Source organism: Micromonospora echinospora, from assembly GCF_900091495.1.
GTDB lineage: Bacteria > Actinomycetota > Actinomycetes > Mycobacteriales > Micromonosporaceae > Micromonospora > Micromonospora echinospora.
In genome coordinates this window covers 4,377,301-4,399,270 of the sequence record NZ_LT607413.1, presented here as the reverse complement: position 1 = coordinate 4,399,270, position 21,970 = coordinate 4,377,301, and the positions used below count along the sequence as shown (strand labels likewise).

Sequence of the window (21,970 nt, the reverse complement as noted above, 5' to 3'; positions counted from 1 at the left end):
GGGCTGGGTGCCGACCCTCTTGCAGAATGCGGAACAGTTGTCCAACGACGCGCGGGGCGCGTATGGCCGGCGGGCGACGCCGCACCGGGACGTTGAGGTGGCGGGCATCGGCGACCGCGCGCCCGGAATCGTACTCCTCGCCGTCGCGCTTCGCTGGATCGTCCCTCGGCCCGGCGGGATCGGTGTCCGGATCGTCGTCCACGACCGGACCGACGACGGACGGTGACCGACCCCCCGCCGCCGGGTGAGTGACCGACCGGCTACGGTCTGATCCATCGATCGCCGACCGGGGGTCCAGTGTGGAAGAGTTCGACTACATCGTGGTCGGCGCGGGCACGGCGGGCTGCGTGCTGGCGCACCGGCTCAGCGCGGACCCGGCGACCCGGGTGCTGGTGGTCGAGGCCGGCGGCTGGGACAGCAGCCTCTTCGTCCGCATCCCGAAGGGCTTCTCGAAGCTCATGGACGACCGGAGCACGGCCTGGCACTACCCCGCCACCACCCCCGGCGGGCGCGAGGTGTGGCAGCGGGGACGGCTGGTCGGCGGCTCCAGCTCGATCAACGGCATGATCTACGGCCGGGGCGCCCCGGCCGACTGGGACGCGCTGGCCGACCGGGGCAATCCCGGCTGGGGCTGGGACGCGATGCGCCCGGTGTTCCAGCGGATCGAGGACAGCCCCTACCGCGCGGCGGATGCCGGCGTGGACGGCCCGCTGCGTCTCTCCACGGCGGTCGGCACGAACGAACTCTGCGAGGAGATGATCGACGCCGGGGTCCGGCAGGGGCTGCGCCGCACCGACGACCTCAACGACGGCGACGACGAACGGATCGGCTACACCACGGCGACCATCCGGGACGGCCAGCGGGTCAGCGCCGCCCACGCCTTCCTGCACCCGGTGCGCGACCGGCCGAACCTGACCGTGCTGGTACGCACGGTGACCCAGCGGGTGCTGGTGACGGCGGGCCGGGCGGTCGGGGTGCGGGTGCACCGGGCCGGGCGCAGCGTCGACCTGTACGCCCGCGCCGAGGTGATCCTCGCGGCCGGCGCGATCGCCAGCCCGCAGCTGCTCCAGCTCTCCGGGATCGGGCCGGCGGACACGCTGCGGGCCGCCGGGGTGACGGTGCTGGCCGACCGGCCCCGGGTGGGTCAGGGGATGCGGGAGCACCGGATGATGGCCCTCCAGTACCGGCTGGCCGGCCAGATCGGGTACAACCCCCTCCTCAACAACGTCCTCGGGCAGTCGCTGGCGGCGATGCGCTGGCTGGTCGCCAAGCGGGGACCGCTCGCCCTGCCGGTGCACGACGTGGCCGCCTGCCTGCGCTCGACGCCCGGGGAGGCCCGGCCGGACGCGCACCTGCTGATGGCCCCGTTCTCGGCCGCCCCGCCCCGGCCGGGCCGGGCGCTGGAACTGGAACGGGAGGCCGGGCTGATGTGCCTCGGCGGGGTGACCCGGCCGGAGAGCGAGGGCAGCCTGGAGATCACCGGTCCGGCACCGGCGACCCCGCCCCGGATCGTCATGCGCTACCTCACCGACCCGTACGACCGGTCGGTGGCGGTGGCGACGTTCCGCCGGATGCGGGAGTTCTTCGCGACCGGGCCGATCGCCCGGCGGATCGTGACCGAGACGCTGCCCGGCCCGGCCGTCCGGGGCGAGCGGGAGATCCTCGACGCGGCGCTGGCGCGCGGCTACTGCGGCTACCACGCCGTCGGCACCTGCGCGATGGGCCCGGACGACGCCGACGTGGTCGACCCGGACCTGCGGGTGCGCGGGGTGGACGGGCTGCGGGTGGTGGACGCCTCGGTGCTGCCGGTGCTGGTGTCGGCCTGGATCAACGGCCCGGTGGCCGCGCTGGCCTGGCGCGCCGCCGACGTGATCCTGGGCACCCGCGTCTGAGATCGAGCATCCCGCTAGTAGCGCCGACCACCCCGACCACGCCAGCCGGATGGCGATCACCTCACATCCGCCGCGCGCGTCGGGGACGGCGCGTCGGGTAAGACCGACGGAGGACATGAACGGCGGAGCCGACCGCCGGTGGACGACGAGGTACGGGAGGATCCGGATCATGACAGTCGGAACGGGTGGTCAGCCGGCGAAGGCGTCGGGGCGGTACCGGATCGGCGGGGACCTGCCCGTCGACCGGCTCGGGTACGGGGCGATGCAGCTCACCGGCCCGGGGGTGTGGGGTGACCCGAAGGACCCGGCCGAGGCGCTCCGGGTGCTGCGCCGGGCGGTGGAGCTCGGCGTCACCTTCATCGACACCGCCGACTCGTACGGGCCGTTCGTGAGCGAGCTGCTGATCCGCGAGGCGCTGCACCCGTACCGCGACGACCTGGTGATCGCCACCAAGGCCGGACTGACCCGCTCCGGCCCGGACGACTGGCGGCCGGTGGGCCGACCGGAGTACCTGCGCCAGCAGTGCGAGCTGAGCCTGCGGCACCTGGGCCTGGAGACCATCGACCTCTACCAGCTGCACCGCATCGACCCGCAGGTGCCGCTCGCCGACCAGCTCGGCGAGCTGGCGCTGCTGAGGCAGGAGGGCAAGATCCGGCACATCGGGCTCTCCGAGGTGTCGGTGGAGCAGATCGAGCAGGCCCGGGAGATCGTGCCGATCGTGTCCGTGCAGAACCTGTTCAACCTGGCCGACCGGCGGGCCGAGCCGGTGCTGGAGCACTGCGAGCGGCACGACCTGGCGTTCATCCCGTGGTTCCCGATCGCCACCGGCGCCCTGGCCCGCCCTGGCGGTCCGCTGGACACGGTCGCCACCGACCACCACGCGACGCCCGCGCAGCTCGCGCTGGCCTGGCTGCTGCGCCGGTCGCCGGTCATGCTTCCCATCCCGGGTACGTCCTCGGTGGCGCACCTGGAGGAGAACGTGGCCGCCGCCGAGGTGACCCTGACCGACGACGAGTTCGAGGCGCTCAGTCGCGCCGCCTGACGTGCCGGCTGACGGTGTGGCCCCGGCCGGGCGGGCCGTCCGCGACCGGGGCCACACCATGACAGGTCAGGGTCAGCACTGCACCACGGAACTGGAGTCGTAGTACCAGGACAGGCCGAGCCACTCCCGGTGCCAGAACCGGAAGGTGATCTTCCCGAGGTACGGCCGCTGCCAGGCGATGCGCTGCCCCACGTAGCGGTCGGCGTAAGCCGCCTGCGGCGGGTAGATGTCCCCGGCGCTGGTGCAGAACGGCGTGCCGAACCCGCTGGTCGGCGTGAGCGACGAGGTGGAGACCAGGAGGTCGCCGCTGCACTTGGCGACGTAGCTGCTCCGGTAGTACGGGCCCGGCTCCTCCACGATCCAGTACCGGTAGGTGTAGCCACCGTTGGAGCGGCTACCGATCCACGAGTAGGTCAGGGCGACCGGGTTGGTGACGCCCGGCGGCACGCTCCACCCGCTGGACCAGCAGTTGGAGTCCCGCTGGATGACCGGACCCGCCGACGCGGGGGTCGTCACCGCCGCAGGGGCGGCCAGCCCGAGCAGCAGCCCGAACAGCAGGACCAGGGTCGACGAACGACGGCGGTGGCGGTGGCGAAACGTGGGCAGGACGTGGTTGGGGGGCACGGCACACCTCCAGGACGGACAGCCGGCGCTGGCAACCGCGCCGGGAACCACCACGAGCATAGAAATTGCTCTATTGGCCGGAGTGACTCTGACAGCGATGTGACACCCGCCGACGCGACCGGGCCGACGGGTGACCGCGCCGGCCGGCACCGGGCTTCGTGCTTCCGCCGGTACCGGTCGGTGGCGCGTGGGGTCAGACCGCGAAGCAGTTCGGGGTGATCGCCCGGTCGGCGAGCGCGTCCTGGATGACGGTGTACGTGGTGCCGTCGAGCACCAGCCCGAGATGCCCGACGATCCGCAGCGGGCAGGGGGTCTGGACCAGCACGTTGGTGGCCCCGTCGGCGAGGGTCGCGTTCTGGGTGGGACGGACCAGCTCGTCCTGGAGGGTCCGGACGGTGGTGTAGCGGACCGCGCCCGGCGTGTCGTCCCCGGCGTTGAGGTCGTTGAGGAACGCCGAGCCGATGGTCATCTGCTGGCAGGCGACGATCCCGATACAGTCGCCGAGCCCGAGGAACTTCGCGATGTCGGCGACGTAGGTGCCGTAGTGCGGGCTGCCCAGGGTGACCAGCCGGCCGACCGAGCCGGTGCCGCCCAGGTACTTCAGGTAGTAGCGGGAGACCAGGCCGCCCTCGGAGTGGGCGACCAGGTCGACCCGGGCCGCGCCGGTGGCGGCGCGCACCTGGGCGACGTACCCGCTGAAGGAGCGGGCGGACGCGGCGATGTCCCCGAGGCCGAGGCCGGGGAGCTGGTAGATCGAGACCCGGTGCCCGTCGCCGCGCAGCCGGGCGGCGAGCGGCTCGTACGCGATGGCGACCCCGGAGAGGCCGCCGACGACGATCACCGGGTTGGTGGCGGACGCGCCGACCCCGGTCGACGCGGGCGTCGTGCTGGCGGCTCCGTCGGGGACGGGTGTCGGGGCGGCGGTGGCGGCGGTGGCCGGCAGCAGGAACGCGGCGGTGGCCGTGGCGGTGACGAGGATCTTTCGGAGCAGCATGGCTGCGCCCTCCGTGGGGGTGGTCCCGGTGGTGGCGGGAGGCTGGCGGGGGACGTCCGATCGATCGTGGACACATGATGCCCGGATGAATTTGGAAACGTCAATGAAAAGTTACGGGCGAGTAATGAGTGGCGTGGTGTCCGGACAGCACGAAGGGGCCGCCCCGATCCGGGGCGACCCCTTTCGTACCGCCGACGCTCAGCGCACCACGCGCAGCCAGATGTTGGTGACCGGCGGCGCCTGGGTGACGCCGACCGGTTCGAGCCGGACGGTCGAGCCGCCCGGATGGTCGAACAGCCGCACCCCGTCGCCGAGCAGCACCGGCGCGACGGAGACCAGCACCTCGTCCAGCAGGCCGGCGGCGAGGCACTGCCGGGCGACGTCCGCGCCGAGGACGTTGACGTACCCGTCGCCGGCCGCCTCCCGCGCCCGCGCGACGGCCGTCGCCAGGTCGGAGACGAAGGTGACGCCGGGCACCGGGTCGGCCGGCGGGCGGTGGGTGAGCACGAACTGCGGCCCTTCCCAGCCGCCGCCGAACGCCTCCCCCTCCCCCGGCAGATCGCGGTACGGGTCGTCGCCGCCGAAGGTCCGCCGGCCGACGAGCAGCGCGCCGGTGCGCGCGGCGACGTCGTCCATCGTCGGGTTCGGACCGAGGTACGGGGTCAGCCAGGACATGTCGCCGCCCACCCCGGCGATGAACCCGTCCGTCGACGTCGACGCGGAGTACAGCAGTTTCGCCACTGTCAGCCCTTCGGAGCCGGGTCGGTCGCCGTACGGGCCTGCGGGACCGCCGTCGGGGTGGCGGCGGCCTGCCCGTTCTTGACGTACGTCGGGTGCAGGTGCACGGGCTTCGCCTCCTCGCGCTTCTGCTTGGACCGGACCCGCAGGTTGAGGAACTCCACGAAGATCGAGAAGGCGATCGGGCCGTACACGTAGCCCTTCGGGATGTGCTGGTCGAAGCCCTCGGCGATCAGGCTGGCCCCGATCAGCAGCAGGAACGACAGGGCCAGCATCTTGACCGTCGGGTGCCGGTTCACGAAGTTGCTGACCGCGCCGGCCGAGACCAGCATGATGATCATCGCGATGATCACCGCCGCCACCATGACGATCAGCTCGTCGACCATGCCGACCGCGGTGATCACCGAGTCGAGCGAGAAGACGATGTCCAGGACGAGGATCTGCGCGATGACCGCGCCGAACGAGGCGGCCTTGCCCGACCGGGCGTGGTCGGCGCCCTCTAGGTGCTCGTGGATCTCGTACGTCGCCTTGCCGAGCAGGAACAGACCACCGACCAGCAGGATCAGGTCCCGTCCGGATATCTCCTGTCCGAGGACGGTGAACAGCGGAGCGGTCAGGCCGATCACCCAGGACAACGAGGCCAACAGGATGAGTCGGGTGATCAACGCCAGGGAGAGACCGATGGTCCGCGCCCGGGCCTGCTGGTGCTCGGGCAGCCGGCCGGACAGGATCGAAATGAACACCACGTTGTCGATACCGAGCACGATCTCCAGCAGGAGCAGGGTCGCGAACGCGATCCACAGCTCGGGGCTGGCCAGAAACTCCATCTCACCCTCGACTTCCTGATCACCGCCGGGTCGTCCGCCCGGTCCAGGCGGATCCTGTCATGCGGTGTCGGGCCGCGTCTGCACGGCGCGGCCCGACACCGTGCCGGCCCCCTGTACCCCGAGTGGATCACCGCCAACCGGCCAGGCGACGACGGACGGCAGCGCCACCCCCGGCGGCGCCACCCGCCGGTCCACCGTCAGGCGAGCGGATCGACCCCCGTGGCGACGGCCAGCAGCTCCGGCTGGCCGCCGACCGTCGCGTCGAGCAGGACGTCGACCGCGATCCCGGGCGTGACCAGCCAGAACGCCTCCGTCGCGCCGACCAGGCCGGGCAGGTCACCGTGGCGGAACTCGGTGAACGTCCCGTCGGCGGGGTCGCGCTCGTGGTATTCGGCGAGGAAGTCACGCAGGTCGGTGAGGGTCGCGAGCCGGTCGGCGCGCAGGATGTGCACCCGCAGGTCGACCCGGGCACCCTCGGCGGTCTCCCGTTCCCACACCCGGGAGGCGAACCGGACGTCGTCCCACTCGGTGGCGAAGTCCGACACCAGGTCACCGGTCCCGGCCGGCACGTGGCCGATCCGGAACCCGTCCAACTCCCCGCCGGACCGCCCCCCACCACCGGATCCACCCACGCCCGCCTCCGCTCCCACCGTCAATCTTGGACAGTTACCGTCCCCTCCGAACGGTAGCTGTCCAGATTGACAATCGGGCGTCACCCGACCGACGGCACGGGGTCGCCGGCGGTCTGCGTGGCACCCGAAGGACGTGCGGACGGACCATCCGGCCATCCCGGACGGCGTGAGCGGTTACCGTGCAGAGACGGCTTCGACGGAACGGCCCTGACCAGCCGAAACGTTTCGTGCTGGTCGGTTCGGAACAGTTCCTCCACCGAGACAGTGGGGAACGGGTGTACGCGGACTGAAGGACAAGGTCGCACTGGTGACGGGAGGTGGATACCGCCCCGAGCAGGTGGGTTCCGGCCTCGGTCGATCCATGTGCGTGGAGCTCGCCTGGGAGGGGGCGAAGGTCGTCGTCTCCGACCTCTCCCTGGCAAACGCCGCGAGCGACGACGCGTCCTTCATCCACGGCCACACCATCCCGGTGGACGGCGGCTCGCCGATCAGGTGACGCAACCGCCCGCCGGGTCGACGAGGACTGGCTCGTCCTCGTCGACCCCTGACCGGTCCGTTGCTCGGCGTCCTACGGTTGGTAGCAACCGGAAAGGTTGCTCTGGGGAACCCAGCCGTCCTGCCAGGGTGCTTCGGCCCCGTGCCCGTAGATCCACATGACGCCCGAGCCGGTGTCGCTGCCGATGCCGTGCGACCGGAACCCGCGTCCGGCGGTCAGCGTACGCAGCACGGTGCCGTGCTCCGAGGCGCGCAGCCACGTGTTCTGGTTGAGGACGCAGATGACGCCGGTGGGGTCCTCGCTGGCCGACGCGGGCGAGGCGACCGCCGCGCCACTGGCGAGCACCAGGCTCATCACCATCAGTACGCGCAGGAGACCGTTTCTCACAACTGTCCTTTCTCGACTGTTTCAGCTCGGCGTGAATTGTGCCTCAGCCACCGCCCGCGGCTGTCTCCGACCTCGGCGAGCAGCTCGTCCGCCTGCCCCCGTACGGCCAGCAGTCGGGCGGCGGATGTCCCCGGGCGGCGATAACGCGATAGCCAGGCCGACACGACCGGTGCAATGATCGACACCTGGGTCGTTAGCTCAACTGGATAGAGCATCCGACTGAGTAGCGCGTCCGTTCTCCGCTCCTGCGGTCATGGAGGCGCTTCCTTCTTCTCCTTGTTGGATCGGAAGGTTCGGGGTTCGAGTCCCCGGCGACCCACTCTGCCGCTGCGGGGCAACGGCCGGAGTCGTTCGGGGGACCACGTGAACGAGAAGCTGATCATCCAGAAGACACTGCGCGTACCGGTCAGCACCGGCGCGGCCGGCGACGGCACGCCGGTGGCCCGGCAACTGGACGCGGCACTGCTCGACGTCGGGTTCTCGGCGTCGCGGGCCCTGCTGGAGCACGTCGGCGCGCTGGCTCCCGGCCCGGCGATGGACCTCGCCGTCACGGTTGTGACGGCGGTACGCGAGCTGGTGGGTGACCACGTCCAGCACAACGCCTACTTCATCGGCTTCCCAGACGACGTGCCGGACACCGTCGAATTCTGGACCGACCGGCTCCGGGCGGCCGTACTCACCGGTGGGGGCACGGCGACCGAGGCGCAGCTGCGGGAGGCCGTGACCTCGGGCGGGGTGAACCTGCTCGACCTGCCGGGTTACGGCACCTACCAGCACACCTACGCCGAGCTGCTGGCCGCGCACGACGACCTGGTCGCCGCAGCCGGCGACCGGGTGACCCTGCTGCGGCTCGGCGATACCGCCGAGGTGGAGACGACCCGGCTCTACCTGGCGCTGGCCGGCAGCGTCACGCCGCACGGCGAGGCGGACCTGGCGATCCTCGGCGAACTCGCGGTGGCCTGCGCGGACGGCCCCCAGCCGGCCGAGATCCCGGTACGGGAGAACCGGGCCGTGCTCAACGGGATCCGGCTCGTCCTCGGCCGGCCGCTGGTCGCCGTGGACACCACGACCGACGTGCTACGCCTGGCCTGCCAGGTCTCCGACGGGGACCCCTCGCTCGGGACCCCCACCCGGTTCCGTGCCTTCCGACGCCCGGAGCGGCGGATGCTGCTGGCCGCGCTGGACCAGGTCGTCGCGGCCAGCCCGGCGAAGCTCGGGGACGTCGCGCGCTACGCGGAGCGGTGGAAGCGGCTCGGGGAACGGCTGCACCCGCACGAGTACGCCCAGTGGCCGCACGCGCAGCGGGTGTTCGCGGTCGCCCGTGGCGAGCGGCGGGTACCCAACCTCGCCGGTCGCGCGGAGGCCGCGATCCGCTCCGGGGCCGTCGCCCCGGCCGCGTCGGTGTTGTCGGCCGCCCCGGGCCTGCTCCTGCGGTCCGCCGACCGGCTGCTGCGGCTGGCGTCGGCGGCGGAGCGCACCACCGTGGTCGACGTCGTCGCGGGCGCGCTCGGCTCGGCGTCGGGCCGGGTGCTCCTTTCCCTGCGCGAACATGTCGACAACCGGCTGACGCCCGCGTCCGTCCGGATGTACGCCAGCCGGTCGCGCAACTCGTGGGTCGGACCCGACGAACGGCCGCCGCTGCCGGCGGAACTGGTGGCCGAGCTGTCGGCACTGCTCGACGCCGAGATCGCCGCCCGGCTGCCGGAACCGGAGCGACCGCTGCTGGTGGACCCGGAGGTGCTCGACGTCGCCCTGCCGCTGACCGGCAAGGCGGCCGAGGGCGGTTTCGCGGTGCTGCCGAGGGGTTCGCGGGCGTCGGTCTCCGGCGAGCTGCTGCGCTTCTTCACGTACTGGCGGCAGAGCAGCCGGCGCACCGACTACGACCTGTCGGTGCTGCTGCTCGACGACGGGTTCCACAGTGCGGGCCAGGTGTCCTGGACGAACTACCGCCACGACGGCGTGGTGCACTCCGGTGACATCACCGATGCGAAGAACGGCGCGACCGAATTCATCGACGTGCCGCTGACCGTCCGTGGGCGGTACGTGGTTCCGCAGGTCAACATCTACGCGGGCGAGTCGTTCGACGAGGTCGCCGAGTCGATGTTCGGGTACCAGACGCGTACCCGGGACCAGCGCGGCGCACCGTTCGACGCCCGGACCGTGCGGGCGCGTTCGCACCTGCGCGGCCAGGGCCGGGTCGGGCTGCCGATGGTGTTCGCCCGGAACGCGCACGGCTGGCAGGCCGTCTGGCTGCACCTCTACCTGCGGGGTATGCCCTCGTTCAACCGGGTGGAGGGCAACACCTTCACCACGGCCGACCGGGTACGGGCACTGGTGGAGCGGCGGTACCTCACCATGGCCTACCTGGTCGACCGGTGGCGCACGAAGGCGGAGGTGACCATGTGGGACGGGCGGCTGCCGGCCGAGCCGGTCACCTACGTCGGCATCGAGGCACCGGAGGGCCTGCCGGCCGGGTCGGAGACGTACACTCTCGACCGACTCAGTGAGTTGATCCCTGGGTAGAGTCGGCGAGGGCCGAGGTCATGCGGGAGCTTCCTTCTATTCCGTTCGATTCGGGAACCTCCGCCACTGCGGGGGATCTGGCATTCAGCACCCGCGCTCTCCTCGGCCCTCGCCGGCTCAGCCAACTGCCTCGGACGAGCGGGCAGCCGGCGAGGTGCTGGGCAAACCCAATCTGAGCAGGAGAAGAGAGACATCGAAGCCGACGGCAGCGAGACCGACAGCGTAATTGAACGCCTGGAGACCGAAATCGCAATCAGGGCAGACGTACTGAGCGCGGTCGCGGGCCAGATAGACGATATCAACTACGAGGTCGACGACCAGATCGCCGAGTGCGACTACGAACGCGTGCGGGAAGCAGCCAACGAGGTGGCCGCGCTCCTGGAGGACGGCGTCGAGCAGGATCTCTTCACCCTGGCGACGCTGGCCGGTGTTCTCCACGGCGTACCCGATCAGCCCGCCTGCCCGACCACGACGAAATCCTTCACCTCCCCTAGCGAGCCAGTCCCGTCACCGGACCATGAGGACGACGAGGAAGAGCGCATCGCAGAGTTGAAACTCAGGGAATTCGAAGCAGGGCACCGCATACGCAGCCTGATTCACCAGGTCTCGGACGCTGTCGGAGAAGCACAGGCAGCCGCCGAAAGAGGCGACCGCGAACGAGCGCTCAGCGAGTTCCACTTCGCGAAGGAAGCAGCCCGGGAAACGTCTATAGCCTGCGACTCCTGGCAGCGAATCTTGGCCGAGTTGTACGAGGTCAGTCCGGGTAGCCTGGGTGCCGTGGGCCAACTCTGGAGTGGCTTCGAGGCGTTTCTCCTCAGCGAGTACGGCAACACCTCGAAGACCGACGACAAGTGACCTCGCCGGCTCGCCAGGTGGGCAGGAGCGATGCTGGCACCTCCCACCTGGCGAGCCGGTCGTTCGGAATCAGGTGCGCACGCCAGTCGTTCAGCTCTCCCCGTCGGCCGAGGCACGAGCCGTCAGGGCGTCGGCGATGGCGGCGAACTCGCGCAGCGCGGCCTGGAGGTCCTCCACGATCTCCTGGGCGATCACCTCGGGCGGGAGTAGCGCGTCGGCGCCCTCCAGGGAGGTGTCCTTGAGCCAGGTGACGTCGAGGTTGACCTTGTCGGGCACGCCGCCGCTCGAAGAAGAGCACGTTGTCCGGCAGGACGACCGCCGCCCGGCCGTCGATCTCCAGCATCGAGGCGATGTGCTGAACGACGTTGAGCTGCTCTAGAGGAGCTACGCCCGAAGGGCGGGTTCGCCAGCACCAGGCTGTAGCGGCGACTGGGCTCCCGGCCGAGCGCGTTCTCGATCGCGATCAGCGAGTCACCGCCGGGGCACCGATGCCGTACAGCAGCACGTTCAACGCAGCCAACCCGCATTCTGTCCGACCATGCCCAACATTGATAACCCGGGTTATCGACTGTAGTGCTCCCGGAACGCAATATGAGTGCCTACAGTGGACCCCGTTGATCGCGGAGGAGGTGAGAGAGCATGACCGCTGAACTCATGTCGTACGGGGAGATCGCCCTGTTGGCGCGGGTCGAGCGTCCCGTGGTGACGACCTGGCGGCGCCGGTACTCCGATTTCCCCACTCCGGTGCCCGGCAGCAGCGGGCAGATGCTCTTCCCTGCGGACGCGGTCCTCACCTGGCTGCTGGACCACAAGCTCGGTAACGCCGATGCCGAGAGCTTGCGCGCCGAGCGCGCGATGCACACCCTGACCGCGTACGCCCGTGAGCACGGCGGCCGCCGCCTGGTGCTGTCCTTGGGCGCTGCCCTCTGCCTGCGTTACCTGGCTGGGCGTCCGTTGCCGCCCGACCCGCTGCCGCTGGCCGGGCGGCTCGACCCCGATGACGAGTTCCTCCTCACCGACCTGCAGGAAGCTCCCGCGCTGACCGATATTCCGGGGATGGTCGAGCAGTTGATCGAGGGCGCCTACAACCCGAGCCGGGCGTACCAGTTCCTGCTCGGCAGCTCCGCCCGACTCGGTTGGCCGGAGCTGGGCGCCGACGCGCTCACCTCACACCTGGTCACGCTGGTCCGGCTCGCCGCCGACGTGCCCGGCCGGTTGCGCGCGGGCGGCCGCCTCACGGTCGGCGACCCTCACGCGGGCTCCGGCGACCTGCTCGCCGCCCTGCTGACCGACCAGGAGCCGGCGGCGTTCAGTTTCAACGCCGCTCAGCCGGACCCGGCGCTAGCTCGCCTGATCCGGCGACGACTGCTGCTGACCGGCGTCCCCGAGTTCAACATCGAGGTGGTCCCGGACGACCTGAACGATGAGTTCGCCGAGGTGGACCTGGTCGTGGCCCGGCTCCCCTACCAGCCCGCCGAGCTGCGCGACCCGGCCGAGGACCTGGCCAGGATCAGTGACATCGCCGACCGGCTCGGCCCGGGGTGCACCGCCGTCGTGGTCGGCCCTGCCACGAGCCTGGTCAACGTCCTGCGCGACCCCGCCGCGATCATCAAGCGGGCAGACCTACTGGCCAGTGGCCTCGTCGAGGCGGTGGTGTGGCTCCCCGGCGGTGTCTTCCCGGCTCGCCCTGGCTACTCCCCGGCCGTGTGGCTGCTCACCCGCGACCCGGTTCCAGCCACCCAGGGCCGTCTGCTGGTCGCGGACGTCAGCAGCACGGCCCTCGACCAGCGCATCGCGGAGACCGCAGCCGAGGACATCCTGCTGTGGCGGGCCGAGGGGTACCGCCACGACGGCCACGACCCGCGCACCGGCCAGGTGGTCCCGCTCGACGCCCTCGACCTGCGCCGGGGCGCGGCGCTGCGATCGCCCGGTCCGGCCTCGGTCACCCTGCATGCCCGTGAGGCCGCCGACCGCCCCGCGCTGATCGGCGAGGTCGAACGCCGTCTCACCGACGCCGGGCAAGAAGCCATCCGGCACGCCGAAGAGCATGGTCCCTTGAGCACCGGGGCAGTGCGGCGCGACGGAACCCGACCTGCGGAACTCTCTCTCGAGGCGCTGCGCACGGCTCGCCGGGTCCGCCCCCTTCCCGGGCACCGCCTGTCACCTGAGCATGCCGGGCCACGCGGGCACCACCGGGTCATCGGCAGTGCGGAGGTCGTCGCGCAGTCGTCCCAGCGCTGGATGGACCGGCTCACCCTCGCCGCCGAGTACCCGCACGTCGCTCTCACCGACCCGGGTGATCTTGTGGTCACCACGGTTCCCCGGTTCGGTGCCTTCCTCGACGAGGACGGCTTCTCGGTGATCGAGTTTCCGGCTCGTGGCCTGCGCATCTCCTCCGGCGACGTCCTCACCCCGCGTGTCCTGAAGGCGCTGCTGGACACCGCCCGCAACACCACGCGCAGCCCTGGCGCGGTACGCGGCCCACGGCTACGGGATGTGACGATCCCCGACCTGAACCGGGACGAGGCAACCCGCCTGGATGAGGTGCTGCGTCGCCTCGACCAGCGCGAGCGCCTACTCCAGCGGCAGACCGGCCTCCTCGCCGAACTGCGCGAACTCGCAGTGGCGGGCTTCGCCGACGGCACCCTCACGACTTTGTACGGTACGAACTCCTGAACGAGAGAACGGAACACACAGTGCCCCCACGCAAACGCGCGAACGTACAGGGCGAATTGCCCGGCATGTCCAGCACCAAGCAGATCCAGGACATCCTGTGGAAGGCCGCCGACAAGCTGCGCGGCTCCATGGATGCCGCCCAGTACAAGGAGTTCGTCCTCGGTCTGGTCTTCCTCAAGTACGTCTCGGACGCGTTCGCCGAGCGCCGCGCCCACGTCGAGGCCAGCCTCTCCGACATCCCGGAGAACCGTCGTGCGCAGTTCCTCGACGAACGCGACGAGTACACCAGCGCCAACGTCTTCTGGGTCCCGGAGACCGCCCGCTGGGACTACCTGGTGAGGAACGCACCCAACGGCGTCGGCGCGCTGCTCGACGACGCCATGGACGCGATCATGAACGAGAACCGAGCACTGACCGGCGTCCTACCGAAGATCTTCAACCGGGACAACGTCGACCAGACGCGACTCAAGGAGCTCGTCGACCTGATCAGCGACGCCCGCTTCACCGGCCACGGCGACCGCAAGGCACAGGACGTCCTCGGCGAGACGTACGAGTACTTCCTGGAGCGGTTCGCCCGCGCCGAGGGCAAGCGGGCCGGCGAGTTCTACACCCCGTCCAGCGTGGTGCGGGTTCTCGTCGAGGTGCTGGAGCCCTACTCCGGGCGCGTCTACGACCCTTGCTGCGGGTCCGGCGGCATGTTCGTGCAGTCGAAGAAGTTCGTGGAGGCACGCGCCGGACGGGAGCACACCCACGACATCGCCATCTACGGCCAGGAGGCCAACGAGCGCACCTGGCGACTGGCGAAGATGAACCTCGCCATCCACGGCATGGATCCCGTGGGCATCGGCGACCGCTGGGCGGACACGTTCGCCAACGACAAGCACCCGGACATGCGAGCCGACTTCATCATGGCCAACCCGCCGTTCAACATGAGCGACTGGGCCCGCCGCGAGACCGACCCACGCTGGCGCTACGGTGTCCCGCCGCAGAGCAACGCCAACTACGCCTGGCTTCAGCACATGCTCTCGAAACTCGGCGACCGCGGCAGCGCCGGCGTCGTCCTGGCCAACGGCTCGATGGCCTCCAAGCAGTCCGGCGAAGGCGAGATCCGCCGGGCGATGGTCGAGGCGGACGTGGTGGCCTGCATGGTCGCCCTCCCGCCGAACCTGTTCCGTACTACCGCGATCCCCGCCTGCCTGTGGTTCCTGACCAAAGACAAGTCGCCGCAGGGCGCAAAGGCGCTGACCGACCGGCGCGGCGAGATCCTCTTCATCGACGCCCGCGCCCTCGGAACCATGGTCGACCGCACCGAACGCATCCTCACCGACGACGACATCGCGAAGATCGCCGACACCTACCACGCCTGGCGCGGCACCAAATCCGCGAAAACCAAGGGCCACACGTACGAGGATGTTCTCGGCTTCTGCTACTCCGCACAGTTGGCCGAGGTTAGCGCCCACGACCACGTCCTCACGCCCGGCCGGTACGTCGGCACCGCCGAAGCCGAGGAAGACCCGGACGCCGAGCCGCTCGCCGAGCGCATCGAACGCCTCACCAAGGAGCTGTACGCGCACTTCGACGAGTCTGCCCGCCTGGAGGCTGTCGTCCGCAAACAGCTAGGAGGGATTGATGTCTGATTGGCGAACCTACGCCCTAGGGGACGTAGCTAACGTATTTGACGGACCTCATGCAACCCCCACCAAGACCGAAAAAGGACCCTGGTTCCTAAGTATTTCGAGCCTCATTTCCGGACGCCTCGAACTATCTCAATCAGCCCACCTATCCGAACAAGATTTCGAGCGCTGGACCAGAAGAGTAACACCGAGCCCAGGGGACATTCTCTTCTCTTACGAGACGAGACTCGGCGAGGCAGCACTCATGCCCGAAGGAATCAGGGCGGCGCTAGGCCGCCGGATGGGCCTTCTCCGACCGAGACGCGAAATAGTCGAACCGAGATTCCTGCTGTTGGCCTATTTGTCGCCGGAGTTCCAGCAGGTGATCCAAGCGCGGAAGATTCACGGAGCAACCGTAGACCGAATTCCGCTGGTGGAGCTTCCGAAATGGCCCATCAGGATACCTGACGTTCCAACGCAGCGCCGCATATCTGCAATCCTGGGAGCATTGGATGACAAGATTGCGACCAACGACCGCATCGCCGCCGCTTCACGCGAACTCGGGACGGCCCTATACCGAGAAGCCTTAACGGAGTCAGGAACGGAAGAGACCGTCGGCCGAATAGCAGTATTACTGACGAGGGGACAAGCACCCAAATACACCGACAACTCCACGGGCATCACGGTTCTGAACCAAAAGTGTGTCCGCGATGGCCGCATCCTTCTCGAACCCGCACGCCTCACGGAGGCCAATCGCGTCAAGCAGGATCGAATCCTGCATAAATACGACATTCTGGTCAACTCAACTGGCGTCGGGACCCTGGGGCGTGTGGGTATCTGGTCTCATGCCATAGCAGCAACCACTGACTCGCACGTCACCATTATCAGGATCGCATCGCCACTTCCAGCAATCATCGGCGGCTTTGCTCTACTAGCGGCTCAATCAGAAATTGAAGCGCTGGGAGAAGGTTCAACGGGCCAAACAGAGCTCAGCCGCTCCAAGCTGGCGTCTCTCGTGGTGCAGATTCCTACGAAAAACACGGAAGACCTGGCGCATCGACTGTCTGCGCTTGAGGAGAGGGCGGACGCGGCACTTAACGAGTCGAAGGCGCTGGCAGCCCTTCGGGATACGTTACTGCCGGAGTTGATGTCGGGGCGGTTACGGGTCAAGGACGCCGAAGAGGTCGCCGAACTAACGGTTTAAAGAGGAATAACGGTTCGCGGGGAGGGGTTGGGATGGGTTTGGACGGGCGGATGAACGAGGCCGACTGGGAGGCGCTTGCGCTGGAACAGCTCGGCGAGCTCGGGTGGGAACCGGGTGCCGGGAAGGAGTTCGCGCCGGGGTCGGGTCAGCGGCGGGACTGGGCCGATCTGGTGCTCTTCGAGGATCTGCGGGTAGCGATCGAACGCCTCAATTCGGACCTACCGCCGACGGCTGTCGCCGACGCGGTGCGCGCCGCCACCGAGGTGACCTCCCGGGAAGCGTTCGCCGAGAACCGGGCGGCGCACAAACGGCTGGTACACGGCCGTCCGATCCCGTACACCGACTCGTTCGGCGCAGAGCGGACCCCCACCGTGCGCTTTGCGGACCTGCACGACCCCGGCCGCAACATCTACCGGGCGATCAACCAGGTCATGGTCGTCGACGGCGACCTCCGATGTCGGTTCGACATCGTGCTCTACCTCAACGGCCTGCCGGTCGCCATCGTCGAACTGAAGAACGCCGCCGACGAGAATGCCACCATCACTGGCGCGCACGCGCAGCTCCAGACGTACCTCGCGGAGTTCCCGCTCGCGTTCCGGCACGCCGTGCTGTGCCTGATCTCCGACGGGGTCACCGCGAAGTACGGCACGCCGTTCACCCCCTATGAACACTTCGCGCCCTGGAACGTCGACGACGAGGGCGCGCGCGTCGACACCAGCGCGCCGGACTACGACGGCCCGGAGGCGCTGATCGTCGCCCTCCACGGCGTGTTCAACCAACGGCGTTTCCTGGAGCTGACCGGCGGCTTCGTCAACTTCACGTCGAAGACCAAGCGGATTGCCAAGGCGCACCAGCACTTCGCGGTGACCCGGGCCGTCGACTGTATCGTCCGGGCGTCCCAGAGTGACGGGAAAGCCGGCGTCGTCTGGCACACGCAGGGCTCCGGCAAGTCCGAGGAGATGGTGTGCACGTCGGCGCTGACCGCTCGTCACCCCGCGCTGAAGAACCCGACCATCGTGATGCTCACCGATCGCAACGACCTCGACGACCAACTCTTCGACACGTTCGCTGACAGTCGGGACCTGCTGGGTCAGGCACCGGAGCAGGCAGAAACCCGCGCCGAACTGCGGGACAAGCTGTCGAACCGGAACGCCGGTGGCGTCATCTTCACGACCCTGCAGAAGTTCGGGCGTACGAAAGAGGAGCGGGAGGCCGGGCGACCGCATCCGCTCCTTTCCGACCGGCGCAACATCCTGGTGATCGTCGACGAGGCGCACCGCAGCCACTACGACAGCCTGGACGGCTACGCCCGGCACCTGCGTGACGCGCTGCCGCACGCCACGTTCATCGCCTTCACTGGCACCCCGATCGCCACCGCCGAGGTGAACACCCGCGCCGTCTTCGGCGACTACATCGACGTGTACGACCTCAAGCGTGCCGTTGACGACGAGGCGACCGTACGGGTCTACCACGAGCCGCGGATCATCCCCGTGTCGCTGCCGCCGGACATCGATCCGAACAGCATCGACGAGCAGGTGGAGACGCTCACCGCCAGCCTCGACGACGCGGAGCGGCGCAAGGCCGAGGCGTACGCGGCCACCATGAACACCGTATACGGCGCGCCCGACCGGGTTGAGACCCTCGCCAAGGACCTGGTCGACCACTGGGAGAAGCGACGCGACCTGATGCGGCCGCAGCTCGGTGGGCCGGGCAAGGCCATGCTCGTCTGCGCTACCCGGGAGATCTGCGTTCGCGTCTTCGAGGCTATCGAGAAGCTGCGGCCCGACTGGGCGGACCCGGCCGTCGACAAGGGCAAGATGAAGATCGTCTTCCACGGGGAGCCCAGCGACAAGGAGGTGCTGCGCCCGCATCGCCTGCGGCCGTCGCAGCAGAAGCGCGTCCAGGCCCGCGCCAAGGACCCGGACGACGAACTGGAGCTGCTCATCGTGCACTCGATGCTGCTCACCGGCTACGACGCGCCGCCGATCCACACGATCTACATGGACCGGCCGATGAAGGGCGCCAACCTGATGCAGGCCCTCGCCCGGGTCAACCGGCGTTTCCGGGAGAAGCAGGACGGCCTGCTGGTCGGCTACGCCCCACTGACGGAGAACCTGCGGAAGGCGCTCACCGAGTACACGCCCAGCGACCAGGAGGACCAGACCCTCGGCCGGGACATCGATCGTGCCATCAGCGAGGTGCGCAACGAGATCTCCGTCATCGAGGCCATGCTGGCGCCGGTGAAGTGGCGGACGATCGTCGACGACGAAGGCGATCCGGCCCGCTGGCGTCGGGCGGTGCGGAAATCCGCCAACTTCCTTCGCGACCCGCGGACCCCCGGGAACGTCGTCGAGCGCGGCACGAAGCCACTGCACCAGCGTTTCCGCGACTCCGCAGGCCGACTGGAACGCTTCTACCGGCTGTGCGCCACCAGCCGCGACTTCGTCGAACGTGCCGGCGACATCCAGGGCCTACGCCGTGACATCCAGTACTTCCGCGACGTTCGGGTCTGGGTCGTCAAGGAGGAGGCCGCCGATCGAGAGGCCAAGGGTCTGCCCAACACCGCCGAGGTGGAACGCTACCTGTCCCAGCTCGCCGCCGAGGTGGTCGACGCCGCCGACATCACCGACATCTACGAGGAAGCGGGCCTCGGCAAGCTCGACATCACCGAGCTCAACGGGGTCGCGTTGCAGCGCCTGCAGGACTCCGAGACCCCGCACCTGGCCGCCTCGGCGCTGCGCCGGCTGATCCAGCGGAAGATGCGCGAGGTCACCAAACACAACGTGGTCCGGCAGGAACGCTTCTCTGCCCAGCTCGAAGACCTGATGAACCGCTACATGCGCCAGCAGTTGACCAGCGCGCAGCTCATCGTCGAGCTGGTCGAGCTGGCCAAGCAGGTATCTGCGGACGCTCGACGCGGCCAGCGGTTCGACCCTCCACTCAACCACGCCGAACTGGCGTTCTACGACGCCGTCGCGCAGAACGGCGCGGCCACGGAGCTCATGGGTGTCGGCACCCTGGCAGAGATCGCCCGGGAACTGGTCAAGTCGATCCAGTCGTCGATCACGGTGGACTGGTTCTCCCGTGAACCGGTACGCGCGAAGCTACGCAGCCACATCCGCCGGCTGCTGGCCCGCTACGACTATCCGCCGGACCACGAACGCGCCGCCATCGACCTGGTCATCCGCCAGATGGAGACCTTCGCCAGCGATTGGACCGTCACCGCCGGATAAACGACCTGAGATCAAATTTCTCGTGCAACAATCCACTTTGCACTTTTCCGCGATCCCCCTGGGAGGATGACTTGAGTTCAGCCGGCCGCCGATCCGGCACCCGCGACACGGCACTACAGGTACGCCAGGTCGAGGCCGCTCTTCGCACCACCTACATCAACGACGGCCTGCTCAATCTTGAAGATCTTGAGGGGCGTCCGGATGAGGAGCGCACCCCTCGGGCGCTCTCCCGGGCGCTCGCCGCGCAGGCCGTTCGTATCGTCACCGGGTGGACTCCGCAGGACTCGGCTCTCACCGTCATCGACGGCGTCGCAGACCAGGGCATCGATGCGATAGCGGTGGTGGAGAAGCCCGACCCGCATGTTTACCTGGTCCAGGCCAAGTGGAGCAAGAACGGCAACGCCAGCGCCGACCGGTCTGCGGTGATGGAGCTTCTCGCCGGCCTGCGACTGATCGACGACGAGGACTTCGCACCGTTCAACCTACGCGGCCGGATCCTGGCGGAACAGGCCAAGAACGTCATGTCTCAGGGGCCGGTTCCGGTGACGCAGGTCGTCGTCCTGATGCGCGCCGACGACGTGCCCTTCGGCTTCCTCGATGCGATCCGTGGCGGGGAGCGGGAGTTCAATCGCCTCGGCAACGTTCTCGACAGCCGCATCATCCTCGCGCCCGAGGTCTGGGCTTCGGTCCGCGAGGACATGTCACCACGCCCCGTGGAGCTGGAGGCTGAGCTGTTCCCGTGGTTCACGGTCAGCACGCCCTACGTCTCCTATCAAGGTGTGGCAGAAGCCGCACAAGTGGCGCAGTGGGTTGAACACGGCACGAACCTGTTCAACCTGAACATCCGCAACCCCCTCGGCCGTACCCCGATCAACAACGAGATGATCGACACGCTGATGAGGGAGCCCGGAAACTTCTGGTACTTCAACAACGGGGTCACCATCCTCTGCGAGTCCGTCGAGTCCGTCCAGCAGGCGATACGGTCGCCGCACTCGCGACCGATCAAGCTGACCTTGCACAACGCCAGTGTGGTGAACGGGGCGCAGACCGTCCGGTCCATTGCGGAGGCCGTCTCCACAGACGAGGAATCCGGCTCCGCTCAGGTTGGCGTGCGCGTCATCGTGACGGGCAAGGCCGTTCAGTTCGCGAAGCAGGCCACCCAGGCGACCAACCGGCAGAACCGGGTCGAGGCTCGGGACTTCATCGCCCTGGATCCGGTGCAGGCAGTCATCCTGGAAGACATGCGGGCCGAGCTCGGGCTCGACTACAGCGTCCGCCGGGGAGAGCTGGAACCTCAGCCGGACACCGGCTGTTCGGTGGTCGAGGCCGCCTGCGCACTCGCCTGCGCCCACCCCGACAGCCAGTACGCGGCCCGGATCGCAACCACGCTCGATGTCTTGTGGGAGCGCGGCTCACAAGGAATCTACGACGTCCTGTTCCGGCCACAACTCGGCGTCTATGCGCTCTGGAACGCTGTTCTGGTGCTGCGACAGGTACGCCGTGTCCTGCATGAGCTACGGCCGCTATACACCGGGCGTGGCGCCGCACTGATCGAACACGGCGGGTACCTTCTCGCCCACCTCGTGTTCCGCAGACTCGACACCGAGGCGATCGATGAGCCCGACTCGAAGTTGGAGTGGGCGAAGCAGGCGGTCGAACAGGTACAAAGCCTGGTTGAGGGGTTGTTGCCCACAGTGGCGGCGGCCATCGACGAGCTGTATACGGACCGCGCGCAGATCCGAGTGGTCTGCTCGGACGTCACACGTTGTCGCGAGATCGCTGAACATGTGCTTGACCCGGCCGGAGCTACTCCTTCGCCATCGGGGAACAAGTACCGCCGACTGCCACCGGGCCGCAAGCGCCGTCCGAACGCTGTCTCCGTCCTCGTCGACAAGGCCGTTCTCCCCGAAGGGGAGGCGCTCACCTTCGTCACGCCGTTTGCAAGCGAGGCAGAGGCACTCCGCGACTGGCTGGCCGAAACCCCGAAGCGGGGACGCGCAACGTGGGTTCCGCACCGCGGCAAGCCGATCCTCTGGGCGGCCGACGGTCAACGGTACTCGCCGTCCGGGCTGATCTCTCATATGTGGGAGCTGGCCGGCTGGGAGAATCGGCCGGTAGCCAACCAAGGGACCGCTCGGTGGGCCGTGAGCTCCGGGGAGACCCTCGCCGACCTCGCGTGGCGAGTCCTTCGCGAACTCGGCCCAGCGAACGAGGTCGATTGACGGCATCCCGAA

At 69.0% G+C, this 21,970-nt stretch carries 18 protein-coding genes and 1 tRNA gene; 12 read left to right on the top strand and 7 right to left on the bottom strand.

All coding sequences use genetic code 11. From position 1 onward, the window contains the following. The first annotated feature begins 37 nt into the window (after window positions 1-37). The 3 genes from GA0070618_RS19840 (at window position 38) to GA0070618_RS19830 (ending at window position 2,934) form a co-directional block, all read left to right on the top strand. On the top strand, window positions 38-226 hold the full coding sequence (locus tag GA0070618_RS19840) for a hypothetical protein (protein WP_088982972.1): 189 nt from the start codon (window positions 38-40) through the stop codon (window positions 224-226). Window positions 227-299: 73 nt separating this feature from the next. Then, on the top strand, window positions 300-1,892 hold the full coding sequence (locus GA0070618_RS19835; RefSeq protein WP_088982971.1) for a GMC family oxidoreductase: 1,593 nt from the start codon (window positions 300-302) through the stop codon (window positions 1,890-1,892). A gap of 169 nt (window positions 1,893-2,061) precedes the next feature. Next, complete coding sequence (locus tag GA0070618_RS19830) at window positions 2,062-2,934, top strand: aldo/keto reductase (protein WP_088982970.1); 873 nt, start codon at window positions 2,062-2,064, stop codon at window positions 2,932-2,934. A gap of 72 nt (window positions 2,935-3,006) precedes the next feature. On the opposite strand, the gene GA0070618_RS19825 is transcribed toward GA0070618_RS19830, so the two are convergent. The 5 genes from GA0070618_RS19825 to GA0070618_RS19805 form a co-directional block, all read right to left on the bottom strand. After that, on the bottom strand, window positions 3,007-3,558 hold the full coding sequence (locus tag GA0070618_RS19825) for a hypothetical protein (protein WP_088982969.1): 552 nt from the start codon (window positions 3,556-3,558) through the stop codon (window positions 3,007-3,009). Between the two features lie 193 nt (window positions 3,559-3,751). Further along, window positions 3,752-4,552: a lipase family alpha/beta hydrolase gene (locus tag GA0070618_RS19820; RefSeq protein WP_088982968.1), complete on the bottom strand. Its 801-nt coding sequence runs from the start codon at window positions 4,550-4,552 to the stop codon at window positions 3,752-3,754. A gap of 198 nt (window positions 4,553-4,750) precedes the next feature. Continuing rightward, window positions 4,751-5,293 carry a dihydrofolate reductase family protein gene (locus tag GA0070618_RS19815; protein ID WP_088982967.1) on the bottom strand — a complete coding sequence of 181 codons (543 nt, stop codon included), beginning with the start codon at window positions 5,291-5,293 and terminating at the stop codon, window positions 4,751-4,753. Between the two features lie 2 nt (window positions 5,294-5,295). Next, window positions 5,296-6,117 (bottom strand): TerC family protein, encoded by an 822-nt coding sequence (locus tag GA0070618_RS19810; protein WP_088982966.1) that lies wholly within the window; start codon window positions 6,115-6,117, stop codon window positions 5,296-5,298. 197 nt (window positions 6,118-6,314) lie between these two features. Beyond that, window positions 6,315-6,749 (bottom strand): hypothetical protein, encoded by a 435-nt coding sequence (locus GA0070618_RS19805; RefSeq protein WP_143740298.1) that lies wholly within the window; start codon window positions 6,747-6,749, stop codon window positions 6,315-6,317. A gap of 307 nt (window positions 6,750-7,056) precedes the next feature. On the opposite strand from GA0070618_RS19805, the gene GA0070618_RS34745 reads away from it, so the two are divergent. After that, complete coding sequence (locus GA0070618_RS34745) at window positions 7,057-7,245, top strand: hypothetical protein (RefSeq protein ID WP_088982964.1); 189 nt, start codon at window positions 7,057-7,059, stop codon at window positions 7,243-7,245. A gap of 72 nt (window positions 7,246-7,317) precedes the next feature. Here the strand turns inward: GA0070618_RS34745 and GA0070618_RS19795 are convergent, their stop codons facing one another. Beyond that, window positions 7,318-7,632 carry a hypothetical protein gene (locus tag GA0070618_RS19795; protein ID WP_143740299.1) on the bottom strand — a complete coding sequence of 105 codons (315 nt, stop codon included), beginning with the start codon at window positions 7,630-7,632 and terminating at the stop codon, window positions 7,318-7,320. 187 nt (window positions 7,633-7,819) lie between these two features. On the opposite strand from GA0070618_RS19795, the gene GA0070618_RS33560 reads away from it, so the two are divergent. The 3 genes from GA0070618_RS33560 (at window position 7,820) to GA0070618_RS33555 (ending at window position 11,010) form a co-directional block, all read left to right on the top strand. Beyond that, a tRNA-OTHER gene (locus GA0070618_RS33560) sits at window positions 7,820-7,951 on the top strand. Window positions 7,952-7,995: 44 nt separating this feature from the next. Next, a complete protein-coding gene (locus GA0070618_RS19790; protein ID WP_088982962.1) occupies window positions 7,996-10,155 on the top strand; it encodes a TerD family protein in 2,160 nt (719 codons plus the stop codon). 345 nt (window positions 10,156-10,500) lie between these two features. Beyond that, window positions 10,501-11,010, top strand: a complete 510-nt coding sequence (locus tag GA0070618_RS33555; RefSeq protein ID WP_231931378.1) for a hypothetical protein — start codon at window positions 10,501-10,503, stop codon at window positions 11,008-11,010. 90 nt (window positions 11,011-11,100) lie between these two features. Here GA0070618_RS33555 and GA0070618_RS19780 read toward each other — a convergent pair whose 3' ends face one another. Beyond that, a complete protein-coding gene (locus GA0070618_RS19780) occupies window positions 11,101-11,286 on the bottom strand; it encodes a hypothetical protein (protein WP_088982960.1) in 186 nt (61 codons plus the stop codon). A gap of 363 nt (window positions 11,287-11,649) precedes the next feature. Between GA0070618_RS19780 and GA0070618_RS19775 the strand changes: the two genes are divergently transcribed. The 5 genes from GA0070618_RS19775 to GA0070618_RS19755 all read left to right on the top strand — a co-directional run bounded on the left by GA0070618_RS19775 (window position 11,650) and on the right by GA0070618_RS19755 (window position 21,958). Next, complete coding sequence (locus GA0070618_RS19775; protein ID WP_088982959.1) at window positions 11,650-13,686, top strand: DNA-binding protein; 2,037 nt, start codon at window positions 11,650-11,652, stop codon at window positions 13,684-13,686. Window positions 13,687-13,751: 65 nt separating this feature from the next. Next, window positions 13,752-15,323, top strand: coding sequence for a type I restriction-modification system subunit M (locus GA0070618_RS19770; RefSeq protein ID WP_231931377.1), 1,572 nt, complete (start codon window positions 13,752-13,754; stop codon window positions 15,321-15,323). Next, entirely contained in the window at window positions 15,316-16,503 is a 1,188-nt protein-coding gene (locus GA0070618_RS19765; RefSeq protein WP_088982957.1) for a restriction endonuclease subunit S, read from the top strand. The genes GA0070618_RS19770 and GA0070618_RS19765 overlap by 8 nt, the downstream gene beginning before the upstream one ends. A gap of 32 nt (window positions 16,504-16,535) precedes the next feature. Beyond that, window positions 16,536-19,736 (top strand): type I restriction endonuclease subunit R, encoded by a 3,201-nt coding sequence (locus tag GA0070618_RS19760; RefSeq protein WP_088982956.1) that lies wholly within the window; start codon window positions 16,536-16,538, stop codon window positions 19,734-19,736. Window positions 19,737-19,807: 71 nt separating this feature from the next. Next, on the top strand, window positions 19,808-21,958 hold the full coding sequence (locus GA0070618_RS19755; protein WP_088982955.1) for an AIPR family protein: 2,151 nt from the start codon (window positions 19,808-19,810) through the stop codon (window positions 21,956-21,958). The last annotated feature ends 12 nt before the right edge of the window (window positions 21,959-21,970 follow it).